Origin of the sequence: Belnapia mucosa (genome assembly GCF_016775475.1) — a bacterium.
GTDB lineage: Bacteria > Pseudomonadota > Alphaproteobacteria > Acetobacterales > Acetobacteraceae > Belnapia > Belnapia mucosa.
In genome coordinates, this window is the sequence record NZ_JAEUXJ010000008.1 from 199495 (window position 1) to 214232 (window position 14738).

The 14738-nt window shown below is 64.4% G+C and carries 11 protein-coding genes and 1 pseudogene; 6 read left to right on the forward strand and 6 right to left on the reverse strand.

All coding sequences use genetic code 11. From position 1 onward, the window contains the following. Positions 1–142: 142 nt before the first annotated feature. Both JMJ55_RS19050 and JMJ55_RS19055 read left to right on the forward strand, forming a co-directional pair. Positions 143–2437 carry an ETX/MTX2 family pore-forming toxin gene (locus tag JMJ55_RS19050; protein ID WP_202827172.1) on the forward strand — a complete coding sequence of 765 codons (2295 nt, stop codon included), beginning with the start codon at positions 143–145 and terminating at the stop codon, positions 2435–2437. A gap of 284 nt (positions 2438–2721) precedes the next feature. Beyond that, positions 2722–3668, forward strand: a protein-coding gene (locus JMJ55_RS19055) for an IS630 family transposase (protein ID WP_202827173.1) whose coding sequence is annotated in 2 segments (ribosomal slippage) — positions 2722–3061 and positions 3061–3668 — 948 coding nt in all. Because the reading frame shifts where the segments join, the coding sequence is not laid out codon by codon here. A gap of 43 nt (positions 3669–3711) precedes the next feature. On the opposite strand, the gene JMJ55_RS19060 is transcribed toward JMJ55_RS19055, so the two are convergent. The 5 genes from JMJ55_RS19060 to JMJ55_RS19080 form a co-directional block, all read right to left on the reverse strand. After that, a complete protein-coding gene (locus tag JMJ55_RS19060; protein ID WP_202827174.1) occupies positions 3712–4134 on the reverse strand; it encodes a hypothetical protein in 423 nt (140 codons plus the stop codon). A gap of 179 nt (positions 4135–4313) precedes the next feature. After that, on the reverse strand, positions 4314–5150 hold the full coding sequence (locus tag JMJ55_RS19065; protein ID WP_202827175.1) for an amidohydrolase family protein: 837 nt from the start codon (positions 5148–5150) through the stop codon (positions 4314–4316). Positions 5151–5218: 68 nt separating this feature from the next. Further along, positions 5219–5812, reverse strand: coding sequence for a 2-hydroxychromene-2-carboxylate isomerase (locus JMJ55_RS19070; protein ID WP_202827176.1), 594 nt, complete (start codon positions 5810–5812; stop codon positions 5219–5221). Positions 5813–6518: 706 nt separating this feature from the next. Further along, complete coding sequence (locus tag JMJ55_RS19075; RefSeq protein WP_202827177.1) at positions 6519–7493, reverse strand: Bug family tripartite tricarboxylate transporter substrate binding protein; 975 nt, start codon at positions 7491–7493, stop codon at positions 6519–6521. A 1115-nt stretch (positions 7494–8608) separates the two neighbouring features. Beyond that, positions 8609–9418, reverse strand: a complete 810-nt coding sequence (locus JMJ55_RS19080; protein ID WP_202827178.1) for an MBL fold metallo-hydrolase — start codon at positions 9416–9418, stop codon at positions 8609–8611. Positions 9419–9821: 403 nt separating this feature from the next. Between JMJ55_RS19080 and JMJ55_RS19085 the strand changes: the two genes are divergently transcribed. From JMJ55_RS19085 to JMJ55_RS19095, 3 genes are all read left to right on the forward strand, one after another. Then, on the forward strand, positions 9822–10034 hold the full coding sequence (locus JMJ55_RS19085) for a dodecin (protein WP_202827179.1): 213 nt from the start codon (positions 9822–9824) through the stop codon (positions 10032–10034). Between the two features lie 367 nt (positions 10035–10401). Next, positions 10402–11166, forward strand: coding sequence for an alpha/beta hydrolase family esterase (locus JMJ55_RS19090; protein ID WP_202827180.1), 765 nt, complete (start codon positions 10402–10404; stop codon positions 11164–11166). Positions 11167–12147: 981 nt separating this feature from the next. Then, a complete protein-coding gene (locus JMJ55_RS19095) occupies positions 12148–12534 on the forward strand; it encodes a hypothetical protein (RefSeq protein WP_202827181.1) in 387 nt (128 codons plus the stop codon). Positions 12535–12599: 65 nt separating this feature from the next. Here JMJ55_RS19095 and tnpC read toward each other — a convergent pair. Further along, positions 12600–13588: pseudogene (tnpC, locus tag JMJ55_RS19100) on the reverse strand (IS66 family transposase); the annotation flags it as partial. Positions 13589–13670: 82 nt separating this feature from the next. Here tnpC and JMJ55_RS19105 point away from each other — a divergent pair. Beyond that, positions 13671–14714 carry an IS110 family RNA-guided transposase gene (locus JMJ55_RS19105; protein ID WP_202827182.1) on the forward strand — a complete coding sequence of 348 codons (1044 nt, stop codon included), beginning with the start codon at positions 13671–13673 and terminating at the stop codon, positions 14712–14714. Positions 14715–14738 lie beyond the last annotated feature (24 nt).

Consider the following 14738-nt stretch of genomic DNA (forward strand, 5'->3'; position numbering starts at 1 on the left):
ACACACAGAACATTACAAGACTTCTTTGGAATGTCCAGGAATTCGAATGAGGCGGCTTGCCGGCCGTCGGCCGCACCCGTTTCATCAAGCGAGGCAGCGGCCACGGCCAGTGGCAAACCCACGCGCCCCAGGGGTGAAACAAGTGACATTGTCGATTTTGGATCCAGGTATTTTCAATACCGCTGTCCCGTTCTATTTTTTCTATACAAACGAGATACCATCGGGATTGCGTCCCTCAACCATCACTAACATCGACGTTTCGAAGATGACTGATGCGGTCGAGAAGGATCCGATATTCGACACTGCGCATGCGATCGTCAGGAACCTGCCTATAGCCGGCGCGCAACTGACCACCGACGGTGACAACCGCAATAATTCGGACACAATGCAGTTGGATCCGGATTTACACCATAAGTGGGAATACGGCCACACGACAACCCACGAAACCAGTCAAGGTCTTACTGTTGGAATTACCCAGGCATTTACATACTCGATAGGTGGTGTAGGTGGCAGTACGACGCTTTCGGCCGAAGGCAGCTTCTCTTGGACGCAGGGCTCAAGCAACACTGACACTCAAAGCACAACGCTTGGTGGCAACTATCCTTTCGCGGTGCCGCCGCACCAATACAACCAGCAAGTAGTCTCTTTTAATCAAGACTTGGCGAGTGTGCCCTATGCCGTGGCGATCCGCGTGGACGGCAACGCCGATTATACTTGGAACAATCCTAGGGGATACCGAGACCTTACAGTAGCTGCTGAATACATCTTTAACGCTGTGAACGCCGGAGGTGGAGGACCGAACAACGTAGGGCCAATAACTCCCTACAAGGACGTCAATTGGGCCGATTTCAGCGGTGGACCCAATGGTTCGGGCATCTACTCGCTGCACGGGGAGCTAGAACTGAACGGTAATGCCACGCAGACCATTAATAAATACAACATCACCCTGGAGCCCATCACCCCCGTTACGCATACTGTGCAGTCGGAGTATGATCCAGCGGTACCGATCGGTGTCCATCGTTTCTTAGATGATAATGGGCGTGAGGTGCTCGATACGCCCTTCAACGACTGGATAGATGGTGGCGCTGGCAATGATGTCATCCGCTTCACCAGTGGCGAAGAGATTGCCTACGCCGGCGCGGGTAATGACAGGATCATCGCTGTTGGCGTCGGGCGGTCCCTGCTTGACGGCGGCGAAGGCAATGACGTGATCCGCCTGACCTCTGCTGCGGCCTTTGGCATGGTGCTGGGCGGCGACGGCAATGACCGCATTCGAGTGGATGCTCCAGCGGCCATGCTCTACGGCGGTGCCGGCAACGACCGCTACTGGCTGAACGGCGCGACAGCCGGCGGTACGGTGATCAACGATACCGAGGGCCGGAATCGGCTGGAAATTGACAACGGCGGCGTCCCGCTCGGCTTCGAGCGCCTGCCGCACGGCGACGACCTCTACATCCTGCTCGGCGGCGGCAACACCTACGACCGAATGCGCGATGTGGTTTGGGCGGACTTCTTCGCCAACCCGCTCAACGGAATCGATGGCCGCACCACTGCCGAAATCGCCGACGAGACCGTCACATTCCGCTTGCTACCGGCCCAGCCGTTACAGCCCACCCCGGCGCAGTTCATCAATGCTGCCAACGCCGCGTATTCGAGCACCTCCGACAAGCTTCCGGCGGATCTCAGCCCGTTCACGGCCGACGGCCGGCACCTAGCGCTGGAGATCACCGACGACGGCTTCTATGGCACCGCCTTCATCACTCCCGACGACCAGGTGATCGTAGCCTTCGAGGGCACGAACCTCTCTGCCCTGGACGACGAGCCGATTTTCGTCGCGGCGCAGATCGCCGCAGATGTCGAGATCCGGCTCGGGTTGGTGCCGGACGCCTATGGCGACGCGCTCGCATTCACCAACACCGTGCTCGCCGCCGCGGCGTCGCAAGGCATCGGTGCGGAGGACGTGTTCATCACCGGCCACTCGCTCGGCGCGGCAGAGGCACAGTATGTCGCGGCGCAACTCGGCCTCGCTGGCCAAACCTACGGCGGGCCCGGCATCGCGGCCAGCACGATACCGGCCGATGCGACCTCGCGACTCGTGAACTACGTCGAGTACGGCGACCCGATTGGCAACTACAGCGCCAACCCCAACCTGCTCAATGGTTTCTTGTTCAGCGACGATATCCTGCGCTTCGGCACGCCTGTCTATATCGGCGACCCGCTCGCCCGTGTGGCTCTGGAGGACGCCGGCGCGCTGTTCGGGCCGGGCACGACGCGGGAGCAAAATGCCGAAGGGCTCGCCGCGATCGCCACCCTTGAGTCGCAGTACCATCCGTTGACCACTCACGCGGGCGATCTCGGCGTGGTGCTCGCCGATCCCGACGTGGCACCGCCGGCGCCGCTGTCGAGCCTCGGCGCTCTCGGCTTTGCATTCGTCTGATGCCACCGCTGCCAGCATCGCCGCTGCGTGAGTCGCGGCGGCGGCAGAGGCGACCGTTTCCAGCGTATTGAGACGCCGATCTGGGTCCTGGCGATGAATGCCCACTGACTTTGCACCGGGAGGCGGAGAATGCCGATGCATCACCCGCCTGCCCTGCACGCGCCGTCGCCGCCACTGCCTCACGTTGCTCCTGCTAGAGCGGTTTTCTCCCTGTCTGAATCGCTTGTGACCTCCCTGGCTACGGGAGAGTGATTCAGTGCTCGCCTGCGAAGGGGCTGGTGAGCATGTCGAAGGCATTGTCGGTGGACCTGCGGGAGCGTGTGGTGGCTGCCGTTGCGGCGGGGACGTCCCGGCGTGCGGCAGCGGCTCGCTTTGGGGTCAGCGTCTCGAGCGCGATCCGCTGGTGCATCCTGGCTCGGGAGGTGGGCTCTGTGGCGCCTGGGCCGCTGGGCGGAGACCGCCGGTCGAAGCATATTGAGGCGCATGGAGCACTGATCCGAAGCCTCTTGGACCGGAAGTCCGACATCACGCTCAAGGAGATCCGAGCGGAGCTGGCCAAGCTGGGCGTGTCGGCGGGCATCGTGACGATCTGGCGCTTCTTCCAGCGGCACCGCCTGACGCTTAAAAAAAGACGGCGCATGCCGTCGAGCAGAACCGCCCAGACATCCTGAGGCAGCGCTGGACTTGGTTCGAGGCCCAGCCTGATCTCGACCCTGATTGTCTGGTGTTTATTGACGAGACCTGGGCATCGACAAACATGGCCCGCACCCATGGCCGGGCACCCCGGGGCGAACGGCTGCGGGCATCGATCCCGCACGGCCATTGGATGACAACCACCTTCGTCGCTGGACTGAGGAACACCGGCATGGTCGCGCCCATGGTGCTGGACGGGCCGATCAACGGTGAGCTCTTCCAGGCCTATGTCGACCAGGTCCTCGTGCCCGACCTGCGTCCCGGCGACATCGTCGTCATGGACAACCTCGGCAGCCACAAGGGCGCCGGCATCAGGGCAGCCATCGAGGCCGCGGGCGCGAGCTTGCTCTACCTTCCGCCCTACAGCCCCGACTTCAACCCCATCGAGAACGCCTTCTCCAAGCTGAAGGCCGCGCTCCGCTCAGCCGCCGAGCGCACCCTCGACGGCCTCTGGGCTAGCATCAGCCGCATCATCGACACCTTCACCCCAGCCGAGTGCGCCAACTACTTCGCAGCCGCAGGTTACGACGCAGACTGATCGAAAACCGCTCTAGCGGCGGCGGTGCGGCGCTTGCCGCCCATCATTGTATTAGCCCTTCGGGACGACGTAGCCATAGGCAGCAAGGCTGCGCTCTTGCCCATCCCGGAGATAGGCGGCCTTGATCCTCGCGACGCCATCGTTTTCGAAGGTGGTGTGCCGCTCGATTCTGTAGTGGCGCGAATCCGTGCTTCCTCTGCATATCTTCGGGGATCTCAAGGCGGCGCAGTGCCTCGATTTGCCACTGGGGCGAGCCGTACCAGAGTGAATCCGTGCGCCAGAACACGTGGTCCGCCCCGAGACCCTTGATGAGGGTGCCCATCATCGCCGCGCAGAAGCGTGGATTGGCCACCGCCGAGATGGCGAAACTCGTGCCGAGATCGGCATACACATTGCTCACTCCATACCGCTGCGGGATCTCGGCGAGGTCGGAGACCCAACGGATGTAGCCATTCTGCTCAAACATTGCGAGCTCGGCATCGGGGTTCTCGAGGAAGGCCCGCAGGGCCGCGTGATAGATTACGAAGCTGATTTGCGGCCAGTCCTTCGCGGCCTTAGGCAGATCCTCGACGCCGGCAAAGCGCCAAGCACCGCTCGGAATCGAGGTTTCATAATCTTTCGGCAGCAGCCCCTTGTGGATTTAGATCATGGTGATCCCGCCCTCACCGCCTTCTCGTAGAAGGGGTACATCAGTGCTTCGTCGTCCAGGCGCCATGGGTAGCCCGTCGTCCGCGGCGAAAGCGGATCGCCGATCGTGTAGCCCTTCCAGCTCGTCGGCCGGACCTCCGCAATGCAGCGGTCAACCTCTTCCATCCAGCCTGGCTGCTTCGGCGTGAACAGGGAATGGAACAGCAGGCGTCGCGTGCCGGCGATGCCGTTCACGGTCTGAGCCGCCTGCTTGATTTGGTCATTAGTCAGGAACGAGTTTTTCGGGTCGTCAAAGGGTGCGCCGCTGAGCAGGCCGACGCTGGTGTCGCTGTCGAGGTAGACCTCCTGGAGGAATTTCTCGAACCTATACCGCTCAAGGCCAAGCCCAACATGGTCGTCGGGCATTGCTGGGTTCCAGTGTTCGGCGGCGTACTTCGCAAGGTCTGTGAGCCCTTCGAACGGGTAGTCGTCCCGCACGAAATGCAGCTGGTCGTCGAAGATAAACTGGTTGCGGAGTGCGTCGCTGCGGGCGGCGGCCGCCTCGGGTTCCGCCGCCTCGGCTGAGCCAACTTCGAACAACGGGCCGAAGACCTCATTCATCGCGAGGAATGCGGCGGCCATGCCACTGCTGGAACGCAGGAAGCCGCGCCGACCAAGTCCGAGCCGATGCCCCTGAGCCTCCGCAATTTCAACGAGCCGGGCCTCAACCTGCCGCTGTGCCGGGCTCTGCGGCAACGGGTTGAACTCCCCGTTCGAGACCATCTGCGTTGGGACCGGCGAGTAGAACGCGGCTCTCTCGGCCGGCGCGAGGCCGGCGAGTTCGCGTCCGCTCAAAAAGCTGTGAGATGCGCGACCAGTCCGCGCTCCGTGGTGGTCCGGCAGATGAAAGCTTGGAGCGCGTGTTACAGGCGACCATGCTTAGCCCAGTGGATCGCATCTTCCAAATGATCGTCGCCCCAGAACACCTCCTTATTCACGACGAAGCTGGGCGATCCAAACAGCCCGAGACCCCGCGCTTCCTCCGTCGCGCAGTTGATCTCATCGACGATCTCGTTGCTTTCGGCCAAAGCTAGGATGCGGGCAATGTCATGACCCTGCTGACAGTCCGTGAGGGCCAATCGGAGGTTCTCATCGCCGCCGCTGCCGATACCGTGCTCAAACCAGTGTCGGTACGCAGCACGGACATAGGCAGGCCCCCAACCTTCGCGCATGCCGATCGTTGCCACACGGTTTGCACGTTGCGGGTTTGGCGCCGGGTAGGGAAAGGGAAAGCTAGCCGCTAAGCCAAGCTTCTGCGCGCGGCGCTCGATGTCGCGCCGCATGTAGGTCATCTTCGGGGTATCCGGCAGGAACGGAAGTTGCACGGCGCCCGTAAGGGCGAGAACATTCTTGAAAATCCTCATCCGGACAGAGACACCTGCAGCGCGGGCCACGTTCTCGATCCGACTCACGGTGAGGTACGTGTAAGTGCTTCCCATGGTGAACCAGAAGTCCATTGATGGTACTGTCATTGAGCTTCTCCCTGCACTGGGACCTGTTTGCAGCCCCTTTATCCAGTTAGTAGAGTGAAAGCTCTTGCACCAAGCAACTGCTTTGAAGCGTCCGTTTCCATTCAGCGGCAAAAGGCAGAGTTTAGTCTGATACCAAGTTAATCAAAAGTGCCTATCCACACTTAATAATTGCGTTAGCGCCAGAAGTCGCCAATCACGGATTTGAACGATATGTTCGAAGTTCGGCAGCATCTGCGCTCTCTGCTTATCGCCGAGCCCCGCCATGCACGGCCCCGGTCACCAGCGAGCTGTACCGCCCTTCCCGCGCGTCTGCGGTGGACTGCTTTACAGATTCCGCTCCACACGCTGCTAGGCATGGCCGTTGGTGAACCGGCGGGCCGGTGGATTCCGCTTCACTTCAGCCAGGCGCAGAGCGAATGGTCTATCGCACCGCAATGCATTCCGGTGCCTCGCCCCGCCCAGATCCTCGGCGGGGCTCTGGGCAGTAGCACCCGGCTGGTCGGGAGCTGTATCAGGAGCACCGACCTGGCCTGTTCCGACACCGCCTTCCGTGTTCGCGCCGACGCCCGCCAGCATCGAGTACGCACAGTGGTCGCCTGCAATAACGTGCTCCGCAGCCTGCTCGAGAGTGGCTACGTTGAGGAAGGCCCGGTGTTTCGAGCGTAGTCCGCTGCCGTGGCGCCCATGCCGCTCAGCTATCGGCCCGAATGCCATTCTCGCGCACCACACGGCCCCAGCGCTCGATCTCATTGTCGTGGAAGAGGGCGAAGCTTTCGCCCGACATCACAAGTACATCCATACCCTGCGCCTCGACCCGCGTTCGCACCTCGGGTTCCGCGAGGATGCCCGCCAGGGTCGTCTCCATCCGTCGCCTGATCGCCTCGGGCACTCCCGCCGGGGCGAAGACCGCCCACCAGGTCGGCGCCTCGAAGCCGGTGAAACCCTGCTCATGGAAGCTCAGCACACCGGGCAGGTCGCGCCAGGACGCACGTGTGGTTACCCCAAGCCCTTTGAGCGCCCCATTGCGGACATGCGGCCCGCCGACTGGAGCATTGGTGACGAAAAGTGGGATCTGTCCCGAAAGGGCATCCTGCAACGCTGGGGCGCCGCCGCGGTAGGGCACATGGGTCAACTGCACCCCAGCCAGATTGCTAAGCTGAACCATGGCCATGTGCATCAGGGTGCCGATGCCGGCGGTTGCATAGTGGAGCGATCCCGGCGGCCGCTCGCGCGCCGTAGCCACGAGGTCCTGGAAGCTGCGCCAGGGAGTTGAGGGATGGGCCGTGACGACCAGTGGCCCTCGCCCGATGAGCGTTAACGGCGTGAAGTCTCGCCGCGTGTCGTACGGGAGCGTCATAATCGAGGGGATGATCGTATGGCTGTCGACCGCTAGCAGCCATGTGTGGCCATCGGCCGCTGAGCGGGCGACCTCTGCCGCCCCGACCGAACCTGTGGCGCCGGGACGGTTCTCGACTACGACGGGCTGGCCAAGGACCGCCTGTAAGCGCAGCTGCAGGATTCGGGCGAGGATGTCGACCGAGCCGCCTGGTGGCCAGCCGACGAGCAAGCGGATCGGGCGAGCGGGCCATACCGCATCCTGTGCGAGGACCAGCCCTGATATAGCGGGGGCTGCGAGCAGCCCCCCAATGAGCGCGCGACGCTGCAAGGCGTGTCCCTCCCGGAACTGGCTCTTCTTGTGAGCGGCAGCATGCCTGACAGTGACACGCCTTGGCGAGTCTGTGCTTGGTTGAGCATAGGTCGGTTAGCAACTGCCCAAGACCCGCACTCCGCGGCACTCCGCCCGGAATACCGGTGCCGGAGCACGGCGGCATGCGGGTACCGGCAAGCAGCCGGCCTGCAACCTAGCCAGTTCGACTAAACAAGCAGATGATCCAACTATCCGCTTGGCTTGCGGCCGGCGCAGAGCCAATGGTCGGACACGCGCCGTGGTAGACGCCAGCGCACTGCCCCGACCGGCTTCTCGGCGGGGTTCTGGGTAGTAGCACCTGGCTGATCGGGTGCCGAACCCAGGAGCCCGACATGGCCCTCTCCGATACCGCCCGCCGTATCCTCGTCGAAGCCGTCCAGCACCCGCTGCGGCTGGCTGCGCCGCCCGACAGGCTGCCTGCTGCCGCTGCCCAGGCTGTGCTGAGCAGCCTGCTCAAGCAGGGCTACGTCGAGGAGTGCGCAGCGCCGATGGAGTACATCGGCCTCGGCTGGCGCCGACAGGATGGTGCCTGGGCGATGATCCGGGTCACCGAGGCGGGGCTGGCCGCCATCGGTGCGCCGCCGGCGGACACCACTGCGATGGACGCGGCCGAGGGAGACCCGGAGCAGGCGGAGGCACAGCGGGCGCTCAACGCCGCCACCGACCTCATCACCGCTGACAATCCGAAGCAGGCGGACGCCGCCGCCACGTTCCCCGGCGACACCGCGCAGGAGCCCCGTAGCGCACCGCTGGCGCCTCCTACGGCGCCGGCGGGGCTGGTCGCGCCGCCGGTGCAGAAGTCGTCCAGGCGCCCTCTACGCGCCCCAGGCTGCGCGACATCGCCCACGGCGTCCTCGCCGCCTGGGACGACGAGGCCGGCGAGCGTGCCGGCCTGCCGGACGCCATCGCCACCCTCCGCGCCATCCTGGTCAAGCCTGCCCCGGCCCCCCGACCCGCGGGCCCGCGCAAGCCGCGCGAGGGCACCAAGCAGCAGCTGGTGCTCACCCTGCTGCGCCGTAGCGGCACCCTTCAGCCTTCAACAGGCCTCGAGCCGACGTGGCGCTTGGCCGCGGCTATGCCTCGTTGGCCCGCACGACGTAGCGTGCGGCCGACACCGCGACCACCTGCTTGCCGTTCACGTCGATCTGGCTCCGGCCCGAGAAGGAGCCGTAGACCGCGTCGAAGGCGAACGGCTCCAGGATCGCCGCCATACGCTGCACCCTAGCAGCGGAAAGCGGGATGAGGTTCGGGTAGGACCACATGAAGCTGACGTGGCCGCTGGGCACCACCTGGAGAATGTCGCCCGAGAGCAGCACGCCGCGGCCTTCCCAGTCCTCCCAGTGCAGCACGGTGCCACCGGCGAAGTGGCCGCCCAGCCGGATCAGGGTGAGACCGGGCGCGAGGGGCTTGCTGTCGTCCTCCCAGAACTGCACCGCGGGGTCTGGCCGCATCACCCATTCGCGGTCGGCGGCGTGCAGGTGGATCGGCACGCCGCACAGCGCGCGGCTCCATTCCAGCATGGTGGTGTAATAGTGCGGGTGGGAGATCGCTATCGCTCTGACGCCGCCTAGCCCTTGCAGGATGTCAACTGTGGCCTCGTCCACCAGGGCGATGCAGTCCCACAGCACGTTGCCCGCCGGCGTGCTCGCTAAGATCGCGCGCTGGCCGATGCCGAACGCCGGAGTGGTTTCGATGGTGGTGAGGCCGGGTGCAAGGCGGCGGAACTTGTTGCTGTAGCCAGCCCGCAGACGCTCCAGGGTGGTCCAGGCCTGCCCCCCCGCTGGGATGAACTGCCGCTCGTCGGTGCACAGCAGGCACGCACCGGGCGGCGCGTCGGAAGGCGGATACTGCGTGCCGCAGGCGTTGCAGATAAAGGCTGGCATGACATTAAACTCCCTTGCCCCAGCGTCTGCATTAGGCAGCACACCGGGTGGGGCGGTGAACACGCCTCCGTGACCAGAGCTAAGCTCTGACAGGCCCTAGATCAGGGATGGGGAGGAATCTCACCAGTGGCGACGCTGGGGCAGTCCGGCCCACCTCAGGGATCCAGCGTGGTGACTAACCGCTTGCCCAATCCCGCTCCGGACCTTTTCTTGCAATCGCACCTAACCGCCGCTGTCGCTCCGAAAATGCTTCTAGAGTGATGGCTCGTGCCGCCATTCTATTGCTGCGCTCGACCGATTGCTCTGCATGTCCTCCGCCAACGCCAACGTACAATTCCTGAAGGTCTTGGACAGATAGGGTGCTCTGGTCGGGCGAATGGGCGGATCACCAAGGAGACGACCAGTGCAAGACGACCACGTCTACCGTAAGACCGATCTCGTCGGCAGTTCCAAAGAGTCGGTGACCAAGGCCATCGAGACTGCAATCGCGCGCGCGGCCAAAACGCTCCGCCACATCGAGTGGTTTGAGGTCGGCGAAATCCGCGGCCGCGTGCAGGACGGTAAGGTGACGCAGTACCAGGTCAGCCTGAAGGTTGGCTTCCGCGTCGAGACGTAAGGTCCGCATTGCGGAGACGGCGTTCGCAGGCCATCCATCACATGTCCGGCCCGCCTCCGGGTTTCAGGCTAGGGCAGAACGGCGAGGAAGTGCACCGCTGGTTGCGCCAGACTACCTCCCCGGACCGACGCGGCCCAGGCCGCGCCGCGCCGGCGCCGTAGTGCAAGCAGCGGCGGCGCTGGCTGCGTTGCTAATGTCTGCCTGCGACCGAGGCGCACAGCTTTCTTTGGTAAGTCATGGTATCGAAAGGCGGGCCACAGTCGACCGCCCTGCGCGGCAGGGAGGTGAGCGTCGTCCCCTGCTCGTCATCCTGCACGCGGCTATGTTCAGCGGGACGCTTGCGCGCAGCGAGCTGGAGCTGCAGGACATGGCACGCCGCGCCGAGGTGGCGCTCGCCTTTCCCGATGCCGAGGGGCTGGTCTGGAGCGACGGTTCGCTTTCTCAGGCGTTGTCGCGCCCACTCTCGGCGGTGGGCGATGACCTCGCCTTCCTTGATGCGCTGATTGCCGCCCTTGTTGCGGATGGCACCGCTGACCCGGCCGCCATCCACATTGTTGGGATCTCGAGCGGCGGCATGATGGCGCTGCGCTACGCATGCTCACGCGCCGACCGCTTGGCGTCAGTAGCCGTCTTTCTGGCGACCATGCCGCTCGAGGCCAATCAGGACTGCCGTCCGGCGCGGCCGTTGAACTTTCTCATGGTGGCCGGCACTGCCGACCCGGTGGTGCGCTGGACGGGCGAGGTGACGCTCGGGGGTATCGTGAGCCTGCAGCAGCGCATGTCGGTGCCCGCGAGCTTCGACTTCTGGCGCCGGGCAAACCGCTGCGCCGGGCTCGCGTCAGCGCGGCCGATGCCCCGACGCGGGCATGGCACACAGCCCGATGTCTTGATCCACGCGGCAACCGGCTGTGCCGCCGGGGTCCGCACGTTGATGTACGAGGTGCGAGGCGGCGGCCACCGGCTGGTTGCGGGCGACGACTGGACCCTGCTCCGGTTGCTCGGCCGCGCCTCGCCCGACATCGACCCCGGCGCGCTGTTGCTCGAGTTCGCCCTCAAGCCCGGCCACATCCCTGGGCTGGGGCAGGAGGACTCGCCGGCCGTAGCCCGTGACGGGGCCGGCGCCACTCCATGATCGCGCATGGTCGTGTCCTAACGTTCGTTATCTCTATGCGGGAGCGGTCATAGCCGCCGCTGCGCCAGGAGGTTCGGCTCGGACTTCGGCGCAGCGAGATGGTGTCGCCGCCTTGCTCCTGCTGCGTCCGGTCAGGGGCTTCTTCGCTGCCTTGAAGAAGCGTTAGGGCCTCGCGGTCGAGGCGGCTGAGCGCGTCCAGCAGGTCGGCCCGGGTAAGGAGGGCACCAAGGGCAGCTACAGCATCTACCGTATCGCCAAGGCGGGTTGGTGCTAGCCCAATGCTGCCCCGGCTCACGCTATGCGGTTGGTCCCGTAAAGGCACCTCCCACGGCATCTTGTGGAAGCACCAGCCAAAGGTGACACTAGTGTTGCCCGAGCATGGTTCAGCCCGCACCAATCATTGGACTGTTAGTTACAGGTATCTCGTCAAGCGCTCTGGCAAGCAACCCAATGACGTGGGCTCAGCACAGCACGCTCTCGTTGCCGATCCCGATGGTTGTGGTCGGCACCCAGGAGACAGAAGCCGGAACTGCGAGAAGCTTCTTCCAGACCCTCACCAACCAACACTTCAATTGCACTGCCGAGAACCACGCTCGGCGTACCATTCGACGCGTTCGAGTGGAGTGTAGACGCGGTGACGAGATATGGACGTATGAGGGTGGGTTCCCTGCCAGCTACAATCGGGTGGTGTTTGACCGAGTTCATCGTAATGGAGTGCTTCTAGGTGGAGCCCACTTGCCCGCACATGTGCGGGCAGTTGCGGCGAGCGCTGCGACGATGGCGACCAATCGCACCGGACCTACCCCAGACGCCGACGCACGGGTCCTGAGCCACCAAGCCGAAGCGCCCAACCCTGACCGGCCTCTGTCTGTACTGGCAAGAGCGGCAGCAGCTACGGCAGCGGACAACTTTATATCAGACTGCACGGATCTCCGCGGCGGACGGCCGATGCTATATCGCAATCCACGGTACAGCTTTTCCATGACCTACCCGTCCATCTTCGCCCTCGATCCTGAGAGCGTGCCAGAGAACGGCGACAGCGCCCAGTTTTGGACCACCGACCGCAAGGCCACCATCATAGTGACAGGCCTGCGCAACGGTATGCGCCAACCGCTCGAAGACCTTCTGCAGGAAGCAAAACGCGACATCGTGGAGAACAGCCGGGGCACCATCACCTATGAACGCGCTCCCGGCGGCTGGTTTGTCCTCTCTGGCTTAGTGGCAAACCGCATCTTTTATCGACGGACATTCCTCTCTCGGGGTGGAAGCATCATTGCGACGCTCTGGATCGAGTTTCCACGTCACATGCGCCCGTGCTTTGAAGGCGCCGTGACCATGATGTCGCACTCATTTAGAGTCATGCCATAGACGCGCGAGATCGCATTTCGTACAGCCGCACCAATGAGGGCAAGGCGCTGCTCCGTAAGCGGCGGCTACAGGCCCTTGGTGTCCTCGGTTGAGGCTGGCCGCTCCTGCGGGTCGGCCCAGCACCAGGGCATCACTTCGTCAATACGGTCATTGGGCCAGCCGTTGACCAGGCGGGTGAGGAGGTCGGTGAAGTAGCGCTGCGGATCGACGCCATTGAGCTTGCACGTCCCGACCAGCGACGCTGCCGCACACCACCGCGCCCCGCCGTCATCGCCGGAGGCGAACAGGGCATTTTCCTGCTCAGACACACGGGCCGGATGGCACGTTCGACCACGTTCGTGTCGAGCTCGATCCTGCCATCGTCGAGGAACCGGCAGAGCCCCTCGCGGTGGTTCAATGGATAGCGGATTGCCTTGGCGGTCGGGCTGCCGCCGGGCAGGCGCGCGAGCTGCTCCTCGAGCCAGGCGAACAGCGCCTCGACCAGCGGTCGGCTCCTTGCCTGCCGGACAGCCTGCCGGGTTTCCGGCGGCTTGCCGCGGATCTCGGCCTCAACAGCGTAGAGCGCGGCAATCCGCTGCAGGGTCTCGGTGGCGATCGGCGCGGTCCTGCCCTTGGCCAGCTCGATGAACTCCCTGCGCACGTGGCTCCAGCAGAATGCGAGGGTGATGCCCTCGTTGGCCGCGGCCAGCGTCTTGTAGGCGGCATAGCCGTCGCACTGCAGGATGCCCTGGTAGTCCGCCAGCAGCGCCTTCGGGTGCTCGGCGCCGCGGCCTGGGGCGTAGTGGAACACCACGGCTGGTGGATCCGTGCCGCCCCAGGGCCGGTCATCGCGGGCGAGCGTCCAGGCGTAGCCCTTCTTCGTCTGGCCGCGGCCCGGGTCGAGCACCGGCATGGTGGTCTCGTCCGCGAACAGGCGCGGCGAGGTCAGCAGGATCTCATGCAGGCGCTGCACCACGGGCGCGATCTCGCGGGTTGCTGTGCCGAGCCAGTCGGCGAGAACCGCGCGGCTGATCTCGATCCCCTGCCGCGCCAGGATCTGCGCCTGCCGATAGAGATGCGCTGATCGGGCTGGCCTGCCTCTGATTGGGATAATCTCTTACCCACCCCCGGACGGGGCTCGGTAAAGGAGGGCGTCCATGGAGTTTTTTGTCGGTATTGATGTGTCGCTCGACAGCTCGAGCATCTGCATCGTTGACGAGCGCGGGGTGATCATCAAGGAGGGCAAATGCCCGAGCGAGCCTGAGGCTATCGCGCGCTTCATTCGGCACAAGGGCCGACGTGTCGAGCACGTCGGCCTTGAAACCGGCGGCCTCTCGCAGTGGCTGCATGCGGGGCTAACGCGCGAGGGGTTCCGGGTCACGGTGATGGAGGCGCGGCATGTCCGAGCGTCACTGGCCACCATGCGCGTGAAGACCGACCGCAATGACGCGCGCGGCATCGCCCAGCTCGTACGCCTCGGTTGGTTCAAGGCTGTTCACGTGAAGACGCCTACGGCGCAGGAGACCCGCGCACTGCTGGGCGCACGCCAGTTCCTCGTGGACAAGGTGACCGCGGTTGAGAACTCCATGCGGGCAGCGCTTCGCAACTTCGGGCTGAAGATGGGACCGGTGACGCGGTCGAAGTGGGCAGCGCGAGCCCGGGAACTTGCTGCAGGCAACCAGGCGCTCGAGATCGTCGTGGAGGCGCTGCTGCGCGTACGTGACGCGCTGCTGGAGGAATTACGCGCGCTTGACCGAAAGCTGCTCGAGACAGCACGTGCCGATCCGGTAGTCCGCACGCTCATGACGGCACCCGGCGTCGGCGCGATCGTCGCGCTGACGTTCAGAAGCGCGGTTGATGATCCCGGACGGTTTCCCAGAGCTCGTGACGTAGGGCCCTGGCTGGGGCTGACGCCAAGCCGCTACCAGTCCGGTCAGATCGATCGGATGGGTCGAACCACCCAGGCAGGAGACGCTGGCCTGCGCGCGGCGCTCTACGAGGCCGCGGCGACCCTTTTGGGTCGCGTGACCAGGTGGTCGGCGCTCAAGGCTTGGGGCGTCCGCTTGGCGCGACGCAGCGGGACAAAAAAGGCCCGCGTCGCCGTCGCACGAAAGCTGGCGGTCGTGCTGCTCAGCATGTGGAAGGCTGATGAGCCGTTCCGCTGGTCCACCCAGACGGGGGAGGAAGCCGCCATGGCATAGAGGCGGTTCTCCACCCCTGCCAGC

What these genes read in the sequence shown, in the direction of transcription:
- JMJ55_RS19060 (WP_202827174.1), bottom strand. Translation starts at nt 4,134, where the DNA reads ATGTTTGAGCAGAATGGCTACATCCGTTGGGTCTCCGACCTCGCCGAG.
- JMJ55_RS19090 (WP_202827180.1), top strand. Translation starts at nt 10,402, where the DNA reads ATGGCACGCCGCGCCGAGGTGGCGCTCGCCTTTCCCGATGCCGAGGGG.
- JMJ55_RS19095 (WP_202827181.1), top strand. Translation starts at nt 12,148, where the DNA reads ATGACCTACCCGTCCATCTTCGCCCTCGATCCTGAGAGCGTGCCAGAG.
- JMJ55_RS19070 (WP_202827176.1), bottom strand. Translation starts at nt 5,812, where the DNA reads ATGGACTTCTGGTTCACCATGGGAAGCACTTACACGTACCTCACCGTG.
- JMJ55_RS19080 (WP_202827178.1), bottom strand. Translation starts at nt 9,418, where the DNA reads ATGCCAGCCTTTATCTGCAACGCCTGCGGCACGCAGTATCCGCCTTCC.
- JMJ55_RS19105 (WP_202827182.1), top strand. Translation starts at nt 13,671, where the DNA reads ATGGAGTTTTTTGTCGGTATTGATGTGTCGCTCGACAGCTCGAGCATC.